Source organism: Pyruvatibacter mobilis (assembly GCF_012848855.1).
Lineage (GTDB): Bacteria > Pseudomonadota > Alphaproteobacteria > CGMCC-115125 > CGMCC-115125 > Pyruvatibacter > Pyruvatibacter mobilis.
In genome coordinates this window covers 3064299-3078039 of sequence record NZ_CP051630.1, presented here as the reverse complement: position 1 = coordinate 3078039, position 13741 = coordinate 3064299, and the positions used below count along the sequence as shown (strand labels likewise).

General features: G+C 65.1%; 16 protein-coding genes and 1 tRNA gene. 8 read left to right on the top strand and 9 right to left on the bottom strand.

Translation table 11 applies throughout. The features are described 5' to 3' along the window. Nucleotides 1-25: 25 nt before the first annotated feature. Together HG718_RS14365 and HG718_RS14360 are read left to right on the top strand one after the other, a co-directional pair. Nucleotides 26-658, top strand: a complete 633-nt coding sequence (locus HG718_RS14365) for a GNAT family N-acetyltransferase (protein WP_160586326.1) — start codon at nucleotides 26-28, stop codon at nucleotides 656-658. A gap of 10 nt (nucleotides 659-668) precedes the next feature. Further along, nucleotides 669-1658 (top strand): saccharopine dehydrogenase family protein, encoded by a 990-nt coding sequence (locus HG718_RS14360; protein ID WP_160586325.1) that lies wholly within the window; start codon nucleotides 669-671, stop codon nucleotides 1656-1658. Nucleotides 1659-1696: 38 nt separating this feature from the next. Here HG718_RS14360 and HG718_RS14355 read toward each other — a convergent pair whose 3' ends face one another. The 5 genes from HG718_RS14355 to HG718_RS14335 all read right to left on the bottom strand — a co-directional run bounded on the left by HG718_RS14355 (nucleotide 1697) and on the right by HG718_RS14335 (nucleotide 5948). After that, nucleotides 1697-3226 carry a serine hydrolase domain-containing protein gene (locus HG718_RS14355; RefSeq protein ID WP_160586324.1) on the bottom strand — a complete coding sequence of 510 codons (1530 nt, stop codon included), beginning with the start codon at nucleotides 3224-3226 and terminating at the stop codon, nucleotides 1697-1699. Continuing rightward, entirely contained in the window at nucleotides 3223-4251 is a 1029-nt protein-coding gene (locus HG718_RS14350; protein WP_160586323.1) for an aldo/keto reductase, read from the bottom strand. The genes HG718_RS14355 and HG718_RS14350 overlap by 4 nt, the downstream gene beginning before the upstream one ends. Nucleotides 4252-4289: 38 nt before the next feature. Further along, nucleotides 4290-5183: a bifunctional methylenetetrahydrofolate dehydrogenase/methenyltetrahydrofolate cyclohydrolase FolD gene (gene folD, locus HG718_RS14345; RefSeq protein WP_160586322.1), complete on the bottom strand. Its 894-nt coding sequence runs from the start codon at nucleotides 5181-5183 to the stop codon at nucleotides 4290-4292. Nucleotides 5184-5259: 76 nt separating this feature from the next. Continuing rightward, a complete protein-coding gene (locus tag HG718_RS14340; RefSeq protein ID WP_027840518.1) occupies nucleotides 5260-5538 on the bottom strand; it encodes a YggT family protein in 279 nt (92 codons plus the stop codon). Nucleotides 5539-5672: 134 nt separating this feature from the next. Further along, a complete protein-coding gene (locus HG718_RS14335; RefSeq protein WP_160586321.1) occupies nucleotides 5673-5948 on the bottom strand; it encodes a SemiSWEET family sugar transporter in 276 nt (91 codons plus the stop codon). Nucleotides 5949-6139: 191 nt separating this feature from the next. Between HG718_RS14335 and HG718_RS14330 the strand changes: the two genes are divergently transcribed. After that, a tRNA-Ala gene (locus tag HG718_RS14330) sits at nucleotides 6140-6215 on the top strand. A 178-nt stretch (nucleotides 6216-6393) separates the two neighbouring features. On the opposite strand, the gene HG718_RS14325 is transcribed toward HG718_RS14330, so the two are convergent. Continuing rightward, nucleotides 6394-7764, bottom strand: a complete 1371-nt coding sequence (locus HG718_RS14325; protein ID WP_160586320.1) for an MFS transporter — start codon at nucleotides 7762-7764, stop codon at nucleotides 6394-6396. Between the two features lie 10 nt (nucleotides 7765-7774). Next, nucleotides 7775-8035 carry a metal-sensing transcriptional repressor gene (locus HG718_RS14320; RefSeq protein WP_160586319.1) on the bottom strand — a complete coding sequence of 87 codons (261 nt, stop codon included), beginning with the start codon at nucleotides 8033-8035 and terminating at the stop codon, nucleotides 7775-7777. A gap of 88 nt (nucleotides 8036-8123) precedes the next feature. Here HG718_RS14320 and HG718_RS14315 point away from each other — a divergent pair, with 88 nt between their 5' ends. The 3 genes from HG718_RS14315 to HG718_RS14305 are packed head-to-tail and all read left to right on the top strand — an operon-like array spanning nucleotide 8124 to nucleotide 10022. Continuing rightward, nucleotides 8124-8546, top strand: coding sequence for a hypothetical protein (locus HG718_RS14315; RefSeq protein WP_160586318.1), 423 nt, complete (start codon nucleotides 8124-8126; stop codon nucleotides 8544-8546). Between the two features lie 56 nt (nucleotides 8547-8602). Continuing rightward, nucleotides 8603-9331: a HupE/UreJ family protein gene (locus HG718_RS14310; protein WP_160586317.1), complete on the top strand. Its 729-nt coding sequence runs from the start codon at nucleotides 8603-8605 to the stop codon at nucleotides 9329-9331. Between the two features lie 16 nt (nucleotides 9332-9347). Continuing rightward, the gene (locus HG718_RS14305) at nucleotides 9348-10022 is read left to right on the top strand and encodes a transmembrane anchor protein (protein ID WP_160586316.1); all 675 of its coding nucleotides are present in this window, start codon (nucleotides 9348-9350) and stop codon (nucleotides 10020-10022) included. 102 nt (nucleotides 10023-10124) lie between these two features. Here HG718_RS14305 and HG718_RS14300 read toward each other — a convergent pair whose 3' ends face one another. Then, entirely contained in the window at nucleotides 10125-10967 is an 843-nt protein-coding gene (locus tag HG718_RS14300) for a helix-turn-helix domain-containing protein (RefSeq protein WP_160586315.1), read from the bottom strand. A 165-nt stretch (nucleotides 10968-11132) separates the two neighbouring features. Between HG718_RS14300 and HG718_RS14295 the strand changes: the two genes are divergently transcribed. Then, nucleotides 11133-11984: a CPBP family intramembrane glutamic endopeptidase gene (locus HG718_RS14295; RefSeq protein ID WP_160586314.1), complete on the top strand. Its 852-nt coding sequence runs from the start codon at nucleotides 11133-11135 to the stop codon at nucleotides 11982-11984. A 19-nt stretch (nucleotides 11985-12003) separates the two neighbouring features. Then, nucleotides 12004-13011, top strand: coding sequence for a zinc-dependent alcohol dehydrogenase family protein (locus HG718_RS14290; RefSeq protein ID WP_160586313.1), 1008 nt, complete (start codon nucleotides 12004-12006; stop codon nucleotides 13009-13011). A gap of 20 nt (nucleotides 13012-13031) precedes the next feature. On the opposite strand, the gene HG718_RS14285 is transcribed toward HG718_RS14290, so the two are convergent. Beyond that, the gene (locus HG718_RS14285; RefSeq protein ID WP_160586312.1) at nucleotides 13032-13724 is read right to left on the bottom strand and encodes a Crp/Fnr family transcriptional regulator; all 693 of its coding nucleotides are present in this window, start codon (nucleotides 13722-13724) and stop codon (nucleotides 13032-13034) included. Nucleotides 13725-13741 lie beyond the last annotated feature (17 nt).

The following is a 13741-nucleotide window of genomic DNA, read 5'->3' as shown; positions in this document are numbered from 1 at the left end:
CGAATAGTAACTTATTGGATATGCCATGACAGAGATCGCAGCCAGCCCCGGCCGCCCGGACATGCCGGCGGATGACGCAGCCGCCCTCATCTACGCCACAGGCCCTGCCTCCTATGACTACATCTTCGGCGGCATGGCCAGGCTGGCGCCCATCATCCGCCACGCCTGGCGCGGTGACGGCACTCTCTACTCCCATGAGACAGCAAGCGTCGTGATGGACGGCAGCACCATGGCGGGCATCGAGATCGGGTATGCGGGCGAGGAATTCTACGCCCGCCGGGACGCGACCGCCGGAGCCGCGGCCGAAGCGATGAAAGCAGGCGCTGTATCCTTCGAGGACCTGACAGCCATTGCCGAGAAGGCCGACAAGGCCAGCTACCTCAATGCCTGGGTGCCGCCCGACGTCTATTACCTGATGGCCCTCGCCGTACCGGAAAGCCAGCGCGGCCGCGGCATCGGCAAGGCGCTGTTGCAGCGCGCCATCGATCGCGCCCGCGCCGGCGGCTACCGCGCGCTTCACCTGGATGTGCTGTCGGACAACCCGGCCGTCGGCCTCTACACCGCCATGGGGCTGACCTGCGTGGCAGAAACCATCGCCCCCGAACCCTGTCGCGTCCATGGCATCCCGATGGAGATGCGCATGGCCATTACCCTGTAGGATCTGTCCCATGACCAAGACCATACTGATCGCCGGGGGCTACGGCCTCGTCGGCAGCCACATCGCCCGCCACATCCGCCGCCTGGTGCCCGACGCCCGCCTGCTGATCGCGGGCCGCAGCCCGGACAAGGCGACGGAGCTGGTGGCCGAGCTGGGGAATGCCACCGCCTGCACCATGGACAGCACCGACCCGCGCGCGGCCCTTGCCGCCGCCGGGCCGCTGGATGCCATGGTCTGCGCCCTGCAGGACCCCCATGACCAGCTGCTCGCCCATGCCATTGAGACCGGCTGCGCCCATCTGAGCATCACACGCTCAGTCAATGATATGGCATCGCTGCTGGCGCGCACCGGCAACAGCACCTTGCAGGCCCCCGTGATCCCCACCGCGCACTGGCAGGCAGGCATCACCACCCTTGCCGTCCTTGACCTGGTGCAGAGCGCGTTCGACCGCGTGGATCGCATCTCTATCGCGGCCCTGTTCGACATGGCCGACCCCATCGGCCCGATGACGCTGGAAGATTCCGGCAGCTTCTTCGGTAAGGCACAGGTGCTGCGCGACGGTGCCTGGTGCTGGGTGGACCCGGACGCGGAAGTGGCAAGCGTGCCGGTTGCCGGTGAAACGATCGAGACCCGCCCCATGAGCGTGCTCGATGTGCCGAGCCTGCGGGCCGTCACCCACGCGCGCGACATCGAATTCCGCCTCGGCATCGGCACCTCCCGCGGCACACGGGCGGGCGGCGCGGCCTCCCACGACATGGAGATCACCGTCGAGGGCACGGATGCATCGGGTGCAAAGCTCACCCGCACCCGCATCGTCTCCGACCCGCGCGGCCAGGCGGAACTGACCGCAACCGGCGCAGCCCTTGCGACCCGGCGCGCGGTCGGCGGCGATGAGCGGCCCGCGCCGGCCCCGGCAGTGCTGATGCCGGAAGCAATCCTGGATGCAGGAGAGGCGATGGCGGAGCTGCGCGCGCTGGGTGTGACGGTGGAAGAGTCGTGAGGCGTGACGGCGGCCTGATCCTTCAGGCCGCCTGACCGTCAGAACATCGGCGCGACGGCATCAAAGGGGACGATCCACATGTCGCCGCGCTGAAATTCCTCCAGCCCGCCGAACACATGCGCCGCCAGCTCCTGGGCCATGTCGCCGCCGGTCTGCGCATTGGTGAGCACCACCAGGGCCGTCTTGGCGCGCGGCTCGATTACCAGGATGCTGGCATAGCCGGGATTGGAGCCCCACTGCCACAGGGTACGCTGGGTTTCCCCGTCCGGCAGGCGGCGGTCGCGCACGCCGATGCCGAGCCCCCAGGCCAGGCCGTCCTCCGCCCCGTGCCCCACCTTGACGCGCGGACGCGTCATCTCACGCAAATCGCTGACGGCAAGCAGGCTCGGCGTCATCATCTCGTCGGCGAACCGCGCCATGTCGCCTGCCGAGGTGCGCAGGGAGGATGCCGGGTGCACGTCGCCTGCTGCCCTGAGCGGCACCGGCACGCTGCGGAACAGGAACGGCGTCAGCGACAGGACGCCGAGCACCAGCGCCACCCGCGTCCAGCCGCCGCCCATGGCCGCATCATCACGCCGCATGACCATGCCCGGCCGCTCACGGGTGAAGCCCAGCAGGTGGAACACCAGCCGCCACAGAATGGCGGCAAGGGCGACGAAGAGCAGGAAGATCAGGGTAATGAGGAACACGGCAGTCAGCAGGCCGAGGCCGACAAGCTCCAGCACCGCGACGAAGGCGGCGATGCCGCCGAGAATGGCCGGAAACACCAGGCTGCCTGCTTCCATATGCGGGTGCTGCAACACCAGCCGCACCACGAAGAAGGTGACGATACCGCCGACGACAAACACGGCGAGGAACGGCACAAAAACGAGCGCCAGCGGCACCCACAAGGGCACATGCCCCGTCGCCATCGCGCCCATGCGCTCCGGCGCCACCTCGAAGCCGGACGTGGCCATGCCGAGGGGGGCAAACACCCGGTCGCGCGCCACCTGCGCGAAGGGTGCCTGCTCATAGGCGCTGATGGCATAGCCCAGATAACCGAAGCCTTCCCCGGAATAGGCGAACGCACCGCCGGGCTCAGTCACCAGCGCATGGGTGCTGCGGCGGATGTCGTTGGTGAGGCCCGACCGGTGGGTGAGGATCTGTTCCAGCGTGACCGGCGGTACACGCCCGTCCTCATTGGCTTCAAGCCAGGCCGGTTCAACGCCGAGGCCCACATCCTTGTCGAGCCGCAGCTTGCCCGCCGCCACCAGCTGCATGGCCACATGCGCGGTGACGGGCTTGGAGAGCGACGCTGCCTCGAAGACCGTGTCCGGCGTCACCGGCGTGCGGCCGATGACATTGTCGACACCGAAGGCCCGCTCATAGACAAGGCGGCCATTGCGCATCAATGCCACCTGCGCACCGGGAACGTCGTTCTCGTCCATCAGGCGCGGCACGAAGGCATCAAGCGCCTGCGCGGTTTCCTCAACCGTCCAGGTAAGCATGCCCGTATCAGCCGCAGCAGTGCCCGCGCCCGCCACCATCAGGACGCCTGCCGCCAGAAGCCTGAGCGCGCGCTGTATCACCGCGTCAGATCCTCCAGGGAGATTTCTTCAAGAGGGATGCGCGGGATCTGGAAGTTGAGCCGCAGGGCATCAACCTTCGCCCTTACGTCATCCTCAAGCGGCCCACGTTCCTCGGCGCGCAGCAGCATGGCCAGCTCGTCGCGGTTCTTGACCCCGAGAATGACGCTGTCCACCCCTTCCATGCCCAGTGCATAGCGATGCGCCACCACGGCCGGGTCTTCGCCCAGTTCCGCGCACAGGGCACGGAACGGCTCGGCCTTCTTGTAGTCGGCCACATTGGCATTGTCGGCGGGCAGGGCGCGGTCGATCGCCGCCGTCAGCGCGCCTGCCTGCACGGCGCGGATGCCCAGCACGCCCACATCATTGTTCTTTGCCGTGCGGATGATGTTGCGCGGCTCTGCGGGCTCTTCATAGCTGCGCATGTCGCCGGCGGAATCCATCAGATTGGCGACAGCCTGGACGGCATCGGGTTTCACTTCATGGCGCAGGGCATCCATCACCGCGCGCGGCAGGCCCGTCCCCGTAATGCCCCAGGCACCGATCAGCCCCTTTTCCTTCAGGGCTTCCATGGCGGGGATCACGTGGTCCGTATAGAGAGAAAACCGCGTCGCCCAGCGGTGCTGCGTCTCCGCGTTGCGGGCATACTCGTAATCATCCGGGCAGATATTCGAATGCAGGAAATAGATGTCCGCCCGTTCGACCTTCATCGTTTCCAGCGACCGCACTAGCTTGCGCTCAAGCTCCGCGGCAATCTTGTCAGCCGGCGGGGAGCCGAGCTGGCACTTGGTGGTGACGCGCACACCGTCAGGCAGCGCGCCGTCGAAGGCCGCGCCAATGACCTGCTCAGCCTCACCGCGCCCGTAGCCCGGGGCCATATCAAGCAGGGTGATACCGCCCTCGACCGCGGCCCGCGCCGTGGCCACCGCTTCCTCGCGGGAGGTTTCTCCCCAGAGCTGGCCGAGCCCGCCGCCGCCGAGGGTGAGCGCGCTGACGGGCCAGAGCGATCCTAGCTGCCGTGTCTGCATGTGCCGCTCCTTGGAAAATGGGAGTTAAAGGGCCGTGCTCAAACCGCCGGGTCGGCGAGGCCCGCCTGCCGGTGCGCGGCGATCAGCGTGTTGCGCATCAGGCAGGCCACCGTCATCAGCCCGACACCGCCGGGCACCGGGGTGATAGCCCCGGCGATCTCCGAGGCGGGCGTGAAATCCACGTCGCCCACCAGCCGCGTCTTGCCCTCGCCCTTCTCCGGCGCCGGAATGCGGTTGATGCCCACATCGATCACCAGCGCGCCGGGCTTCACCCAGTCCGCCTGGACGAAATGCGGACGGCCGATGGCGGCCACCAGAATGTCCGCCGCCCGCGCCTCGGCCCGCAGATCCTTGGTGCGCGAATGCGCCATGGTGACGGTGCAGTTCTCTTTCAGCAGCAGCTGCGCCACCGGCTTGCCGACCAGGTTGGACCGGCCGATCACCAGCGCCTTGAGGCCCGAGAGATCATCCCGCACGCCCTTGAGCATCAGATAGGCGCCATACGGCGTGCAGGGCACCATGGCATCCAGCCCGCTGGCCAGCCGCCCGGCATTGAGCGGGTGCAGCCCGTCCACATCCTTGAGCGGATCGATGGTGTTGATCACCGCCTGCTGGGAAATCTGCGCCGGTACCGGGAACTGAACCAGGATGCCGCTGACTTCGGGGTCGTCATTGAGCTGGCGGACCAGCGCCAGCAGCTTGTCCTCGCTGGTGGTCTCCGGCAGGCGGTGCTCGATGGAGCGTATGCCGACTTCGGCACAGGCCCGGCCCTTGGAGGCCACATAGACCTTTGAGGCCGGGTCCTCGCCCACCAGCACCACCGCCAGCGCCGGGGTGATGCCGTGCTGCGCCTTGAGCGCCTCGACGCCCACAGCGACCCGCGCCTTGACCTCGGCGGAATAGTGTTTGCCGTCAATCAGCGTGGCGGGCATGGGCGGGCGGTCCTGTCTTGGCCGTCTGGCGGCGATATGCGGCGGAAGAAAGAAGGCAGAGCGGATCAGGCAGGCGTCACAGCATGTAGATGATGATGGCGCGCTGCAGGGCGAAGATGGCGATCAGCACGATCAGCGGCGACAGGTCGATCCCGCCCATCGCCGGCAGCATGTTGCGGATCGGCTGGTAGACAGGCTCGGTCAGCCGGTAGAGCATGTCGGCGATCTGGTAGACGACGCGGTTGCGCGTATCCAGCACGTTGAAGGCGATCAGCCAGCTCATGATGACGCTGATGATGACCACCCACCAGGCAAGGTTGAGGATAAGAAGCGCGACTTCTGCAAGAACCTGCATCGACCCGTCCAGACATGTGAAATTTCGTGATTCCACATGTACTTGCGCCGCCCTGCGGACGCAAGGCGGCATAGGCCACAAGCGGCCCTGCGAGAGGCCGGATCTTCAGAAAGTGACCATTCCGGCCGGGCGCGTCATCTGCGGGCGGTGAACTTGATCCACGCCATCACCGCCACGCAGAGCCTTACCAGGATGTTGTTGAGGATGATCGACGGCGCGCCGAGGATCAGGCCGTAAAACGCCCACATCGCCACACCGGCACCGAAGGCCGCCAGCCACCCCCACGAAAAATCATCCGCGTGGCGCGTTTTCACGGTCTTCCACACCTGCGGCAGAAAGGAGATGGAGGTGAGAACGGCCGCAAGCGCGCCAACCACCTCCGCATAGGGCACAAGGCCTGCCAGATCCATTCGTCAGTCCTGAGAAACGGCCGTGCACGGGGCCTGTGATGACGTGAATTCCCGCCCCTTCCATGCCACAGCCGGGGGACCGGCGCACGCTCTGCCGCCACCTTGACAGCCGGCGTCGGGAGACCCTAAATGCCGCCCTTGCCAAACCGGCAAATGCCCGCCCGGCACATTCCCAGCCGGAGACGCGCAACGGGGCCGTAGCTCAGATGGGAGAGCGCAGCAATCGCACTGCTGAGGTCAGGGGTTCGATTCCCCTCGGCTCCACCACTTATCCTTTCAGTCGGACTGGTTGCGCCTCGGTTTTTTGTTTTGGGGTGCTCCACCACTTCCCCTCTCAGTCGAGCTGGTTACGCCCCGGTTTTCTGTCTTGGGGTGCTCCACGAGTTTTTTGCCCAGGTCGGATAGAAACCGCTTCGAGTCCTGGATGACCCGACATGCTCGTGCCCTACTCGTACGCGGCGTTTCTCGGCCAGCGACGGTGCAGGTCGTCGATGACATAGGCATGGCTGTGCGCACCATGCGCGCCGCCACGCAGATGCGGATGACTGACCGGCAGATCAGGGTGGGTATGGGTCACGTGCTCAGGATCATCACGAAGCCAGAGGCGCGCTGCCGCAATGGTGGCCGCAAGGGCTATGGTTGCCAACGTCAGAAGCGCCGCCTGCGCGCCGAACACGGTCATCAGCGCGCCCGCGAGCGGGTAGGCAACAAGCCAGCACAGATGGCTGAGGGCAAACTGAGCAGCAAAGACCGCTGGCCGGTCCTCAGCATGTGAGGAACGTCGCAGCAGACGTCCGGACGGGGTCAGAACGGTTGAGTAGCCGAGCCCGACCAGCGCCCATGCCACGAGAAGCATCACCCAGCCCAGCCCCACCGCGCTCAGAAGAACAGCAAACCCACTCAGCACACATACAATCCAGCCAGCAGCGGCCAGCATGACCAGGCGGTCCGGCAACCGATCAAGAACGGGTGGCAGCAGCAGGGCCGCCAGCATGGAGCCGCCGCCGAAGGCCGCAAGCGCCCAGGCAACGCCGCTTTCACCAAATCCCAACCCAATGCCCGGTCCTGCCTGTACCAGTACAACGCTGTTGACGAGCACCATGGCCCCGCCGGCGGAGGCTGCGAGCGTCAGCGCCAGCAGGCCGCGCAATCGCGGGGTGGCGAGAAAAATCCGCAGGCCGCGAGTCGTGCGGTCATAAATGCCACGCCGGGGCTGAGACACTTCACCCGTGCCCCCACCCTGCGCCGGCCGCGGCAGCGTCACGCTTACAACGAGCAATGCGGAAGCGACGAACCCCAATGCAGTGCCAGCAAACAACAGGTCGTAGGACACCACTAGAAGCAACATGGCAGCCAGTGTCGGGCTGATGATGTTCTCCAGATCATAAGCCAACCGTGACAGCGACAGCGCCCGCGTATAGGCCGATTCATCCTGTAGAATGTCAGGAATTATTGCCTGGAATGTCGGTGTGAAGGCCGCCGACGCGGATTGAAGAACAAAAACAAGCGCAAAGACCTGCCAAAGCTCGCTGACGAACGGGAGTGCCAGCGCCGCCGCCCCCCGTACAAGATCCAACGCAACGAGCAATGCACGGCGCGGCATGCGATCGGCGAATGCCCCGGCAATGGGCGCAATCAGCACATAGGCCACCATCTTGATGGTGAAAATCATGCCCAGCACCAAACCGGCATCTGCCCCCGACAGATCATAGGCCAGCAGACCAAGTGCCACCGTGGCGAGCCCCGTTCCCAGAAGGGCAACAATCTGAGCTGCAAAAAGGTGCCGGTACGTAGAATTCGCAAGAATGGCCAGCATGGAGCAGCGCCTAGAGATAGCGGGTGATGGCTTTGAGTTCGGCGCGGTCCGCGTCCGAACTGTCGCTATCAAGACAGTGATCCATGTGGTCATGGATAAGAAGCTGCTTTGCATTGGCAACAGCACGCTCAACTGCGTGAAGCTGCTGCGCCACATCGAGACAGGGACGGCCATGCTCGATCATGCCGATGACCGCGCGCAGATGCCCGTTGGCACGTTTGAGCCTGGCGATGATGGCAGGATGGCTTGCATGAATATGAGGCTGTGACATATAAGAACAATATCCCCCCAGGGGGGATAGAGCAAGCAACCGCCATCACAGCGTTTTGCCGTCCACCGCCGCCACCCGGGCTATCCTGATGAACTCTTTCGCACAGCAGGCAGATCGCGCCCTCTGCACCCTGCTCTGCATTGCGATCCTGGCCTGGTGCATCGGACCATCCATTCCGCATGTCCCGGCCATCGGAACCGCCGCAACAGCCCTGTCCGTCCATGGCCACAGCCACGGCGCTGCTGACCTGGGGACAGACGGCATCACTGCGGCGGCATTGCAGTCCGGCAACCTGGGCGCAGATGGCGATACAGGCGCCTCGGTGATGGATATCTACTGGGCTTTCCACGGGCACCCGCGCACCATGATCGACCATGATCACAGCACTGCCCTGCCCTTCATGCCCGGCGGCCTTGCCGCCTCACCCTGGGCATCAGACATGACAGCCGGAGCGCCTGGCCTCCTGCTGCCCGCACATGCCTCCCGCATAGAGCGACCTCCGCGAGGGTGATTGACCGGGCCTTCCAAGGCCCATCCCGTCAATCATTTCCCTACGGAGTAATCTGCATGCACCTCCTGAACCGGAGCGGGCACGCGCCATGCTGGCGCAGCCTGCTGCTTCTGCCTGCTCTCCTGCTTCTCTGCCTCGCAACAGGCGCAGAACAGGCATCAGCACACAATGTCACTGCCGGAGACGCCGGCTACATACAGGAAATCTGGGGCGTCAACCTCATCCCCTTTGCCTATCTCGGCGCCAAGCACATGGTGACCGGCTATGACCACATCCTGTTTCTCTTCGGTGTGGTTTTCTTCCTGTATCGGATGAAGCACGTTGCGATCTATGTGAGTCTCTTCGCGCTTGGACATTCAACAACCATGCTGGCCGGGGTCTATTTCGGCTGGAACGTCAATGCCTATGTGGTCGACGCCATCATTGGCTTCAGTGTCGTCTACAAGGCACTGGACAATCTGGGCGCGTATCAGCGGTGGTTCGGTTTCCAGCCCAACACCAAGATCGCAACCCTCATCTTCGGCTATTTCCACGGCCTGGGCCTCGCCACCAAGATCCTTGATTACAAGATCGCCGACGAGGGTCTGTTGCCTAACCTGCTGGCCTTCAACGTAGGCGTGGAGCTGGGACAGATACTTGCCCTCGCCGTCATCCTCATCGTCATGGGCTTCTGGCGGCGGCATCGGCATTTCATGCGTCATGCCTACACCGCCAATGTGGTGATGATGTCCATGGGCTTCATGCTCATCGGCTATCAGCTCACCGGCCTTGCCCTTGCTTCCTGATCCTCGGAGACCATCCATGTACAACGCAGAAAAGCCCTCCCCGGAGGAGCTCCCCAGCACCGCGCAACTCCTGCGCTCAACTGCCATTTCCGTCGCAGCAGCGGTGTTCATTCTCATCACCATCATCCTGCCAGCGGAGTATGCCATCGACCCCACTCGCATTGGCCGCCTTCTCGGCCTGACGGAGATGGGTGAGATCAAGCAGCAACTGGCAGACGAAGCGGAGCGCGACAGGTCCTCTTCGCTATCGCAGGATCCGGGCGCTCTGGTTACCGCGGGCCTGTTTGGCTCGGCCGTCAGCACGCTGCTGACATCCGTGTTCGGAGCACTTGTGGACGAGGCACACGCACAGGAGACTCAGGGCGAGTGGCGTGACGAACTGTCATTCACCTTGGCACCCGGCGAAGGCATCGAATGGAAGCTGATGATGAACGCGGGTGATATTGCCCAGTTCCGCTGGGAAACCGCCGGCGGGCGCATCAACTTCTCACTTCACGGCGACGGCACCGGGCCCGACAGCGGCGAGAAGACAACCTATGAGGAAGGCCGTGGCAGCACCAGCGAGAGCGGCGAGATCGTTGCGGCATTTACCGGTGCCCATGGCTGGTTCTGGCGCAACCGTGACCGGCAGGACGTCACCGTGACCCTCCGTCTCGATGGCACCTATAGCGAGCTGAAACGGACTTACTGATAGCTGTTCAGCACTCGCCTGCATGAAGAACGAGGGGCGGCCGCATCCACGCGGCCGCCCCTTTGATTTGAGGCTCCTATCTTTGTGCCACCCAGTCTCGCCTCAGTCAGCAGGGGTCATGGCGGGGGTTGTTTCGGCCATGTGGAAGCTTGCGCGGGTGGCAGCGTCCAGGGGCAGATAGGTGACGATGCGCCAGCCGAGATCGTTGTCTTCGGTCAGGGCGCCGAACGCGCTGACGAGGACGGCGAGGCGCAGGCGCACCCCGTCACGCGTGAGAACCAGTTCGCCGATCTCGCTTGGGGTGTCGGCGGGCAGCTCCCACCACTCACCCGGGGCTTCTCCCAATGTCTGCAAATCATCCCGCAGCGCGGCGAGTTGCGTGTCGCCCGGAGCCTGCAACGACTGGAGCATCAGCCGCGCCAGCGCCTGCCGGCCTATCTGCGAGCCATTGGAAACATGCGAGCAGATGCCTGCCGCCAGGTAGAACAGCTTCAACAGGTTCGGCCGGCCGTCGAAGGCAACGCGCGACAGGATATCGTCCACCTCGCCGAACTGGCGGATGAGACGGCCAAACCCTGAATTGTAGTCGTGCACGTTCCACAGCCGGTCCACCAGGACGGAGGGGACGGGATCATGCGCCTTGAGCAGATGCGCAAGACTGTCGCGGCTGGCGGCGATGCTGGCCTCGTCCGGCGGCGCAGAGGCAGGCGTCGGCACATAATCGGCGGCCATCAGCATGTCGGCCCGCGCCCGCGCCGGCACGTCGAGCGCATCACACAGCGCGGTCACCATGGCGCGGCTGGGATGCGCCTTGTCCGTCTCAAGGGTGCTCAGATAGCGCTGCGACACGCCGGTGAGGCCGGACAGGCTGAGCTGGCTGAGACCGCGGCCCTGCCGCCACAGCCTGAGATGATCTCCAAAGCTTCCTGGGTGTTCAGCGTTCATCCACCGTACCTGCTGTTGCCGTCTTGTGGTGCCTACGTGTGTTGCCGTGGCGAGAGAAGGCCGCCGCGCGATGACCAACTTGGTCATTGGCCCGGCCCCGGCCTGCCCCTTAGCGTCCGCCCCGACAATGCCACAGCGTTTCCCACAGGTGCGGATATTTTTCCCATGTTCAACCGGTTTATCCTTGTACTGACAACCATTCTCCTTGCCCAGATCGCCCTCAATGCGGGCTTCTGGCTGATTGGCCGGGAGAACCTTCCCCTGATGGCGGTCGGCCTAACGCAGCTTCTGCCGGGGCTCATCGTACTGCTGATGACCGGGACCTACCGGCGCAGGCTGTGGACGCTGGTCCGCCGCATCCCGCCCCTGCGCCCGCTGGCCGGGTGGTGGCTGTGGACTGCGCTCGTCATTTGCGCCTGCGGGGCCGCTGTCCTTTTTTTCGGCGTTGAGACATCCCCCGTCGATGCCGCGACAATCGCGGCCTACCCCTTTGCCTGGCTGCTGCCCGACGCAGCATCTGCAACGCCTGTGGCCTTTCTTGTGTTCCTGCTTCTTTGTGGGCCGCTGCTGCACCTCGTCACCGCGGCAGGGGAGGAAGTTTTGTGGCGTGGCTATCTGCTGGATGGCCTCACCGAACGTTATGGCGTGCGCGCCGCCGTCATCGGCTCCGCCTTTGCCTGGGGGGCGTGGCACATCCCCATGGTGATCGCGATTGCCTGGGTGTTCCCGCAGCCACTTTTGGGCAGCGTGCTGTTCACCCTGTCCCTCACCTCCTGGGGCATCGTGATGGCCTGCCTGCGGCTGCGCCATGAAAGCCTGTGGACGCCGGTTCTCATGCATGCCGTGGCCAATGCGTTCACCCTGGGCGCCTATGACCTGATTGCCGATCCGCACAGCAACTGGCTGACCTCCCCCTGGGGCGTGACGGGGATGGTGCTGACATTGCCCGTGGCGCTTTGGCTGCTCTCCCGGCTCAAGCCCGGCCGCCGCCAAGCCCCGAACCGTCACAGCTCCTGAAGACCCTGAGGACAAAGACATGCGTATTTTCCAGCTTGCAGCCCCCGGCATCGACAATCTCGTCCGCACCGAACAGAAGGACGGCACATGCGAGCCTGGCCCCGGCGAGATCTGCGTCCGCCTGCGGGCCGCCTCGCTCAACTTTCATGATTATGCCGTGGTGGCAGGGTTCATCCCCGTCGCGCCGAACCGCATTCCGCTTTCGGATGCAGCAGGCGAAGTGATCGCCTGCGGCGGGGACGTCACAGCGTTCGCGCCGGGGGACAGGGTGATGACGACGTTCTATCCCGCCTGGCAGGACGGCAGGCCCGCCCCGCATCTGACCCGCCTCATTACCGGTGACCGCAATGACGGCTATGCACGCGACAAGGTGTGCGCGCCGGAAAGCTGGTTCACCAAAGCCCCGGCGGGCTACAGCCATGAGGAAGCCGCGACGCTGCCCTGCGCCGCACTGACCGCCTGGCGCAGCCTCATCGAAGAGGGTCGGCTCAAATCCGGCGACACGGTGCTGGTGCAGGGCACAGGCGGCGTCTCCCTGTTTGCCGTGCAGCTGGCAAAAAACGCCGGCGCCAGAGTGATCGCCACATCGTCGTCCGACGCCAAGCTCGCCCGCGCCCAGGCGCTGGGGGCAGACCATGTGATCAACTACCGGACCGATCCGCAGTGGGGTGTCACGGCAAAGGAAATCATCGGCGGGGAAGGCGTGGATCACGTCATCGAAGTCGGCGGCCCGCAGACGCTTGGCCAGTCGATTGCCGCCTGCAGGGTCGGCGGCCACATTGCCCTGATCGGCGTCCTGACCGGTGTGAGCGGCGACGTGCCCACCGCCGAGATTTTTAAGTCACAGCTCAAGATCAGCGGCATCGGCGTGGGCAACCGGCGCCAGCAGCAGGATATGGTGCGTGCGCTGGAAGCCTCGGACATCCGCCCGGTGATCGACCGGGCGTTTGACCTCGACGACATCCAGGACGCGTTTCGCCACCTCGAAAGCCAGACGCATTTCGGCAAGATCGTACTGACCTTCTGAATGCGGCCTGCCCCCCGCCCCTAGACTGCGTCAAGCGGCTGCCGCTGATCCTGCGCGGCGAACCAGCGGCGCAGGCGGGAGACGTCGGAAAGCGTGATCTCGCCATAGCCGGGGACCACCAGCCCCTGCGCGGCAAGCTGCGTCAGCGCCTTGCCGATGGCGACGCGCGACAGGCCGAGCATCATGGCGAGATCCTCCTGACGGCAGGCGATCTGCGCGGAAGGCGCGCCCTCCTCCACCGCCGTCAGCAAGAGCTGCACCAGCCGCGCGGGCAGCTTCAGCCGCCGCTGCGCATCGACAAATTCAAGGATTTCATAATTGCGGGCGACGGTGAGGCTCATCAGGGCCCGGGCCAGCGCGGGCTCCGTGTCGAACAGGGGCCAGAAGCGGGTGGCGGACACATGCGCGATTTCGACATCGCCCTGCGCCCACAGGGTCTGCGTGCGCGGCAGGCCGGCGAACAGGGAGAACTCGCCAAAGGTTTCCCCCGGCCGTAGCAGGGCGGACGCCAGCAGCGCGCCGTCGAGGCTGAGATTGCCAGCCACCACCTCCCCGCGCGTGACGATGGAGAGCGCGGCGCGGTCATCCCCGCGCTCCTGCACGATCTGCCCGTCAGCGTAGCGCCGCAGTTGTCCCTCCCCGAGCAGCCTTGCCATCAGCGGCGGCGGCAGAAGGTCTTTCAGGGTCCGGGTCCTGGCGCGCAGCACCTTCATGACGCCATCCGTCGGCT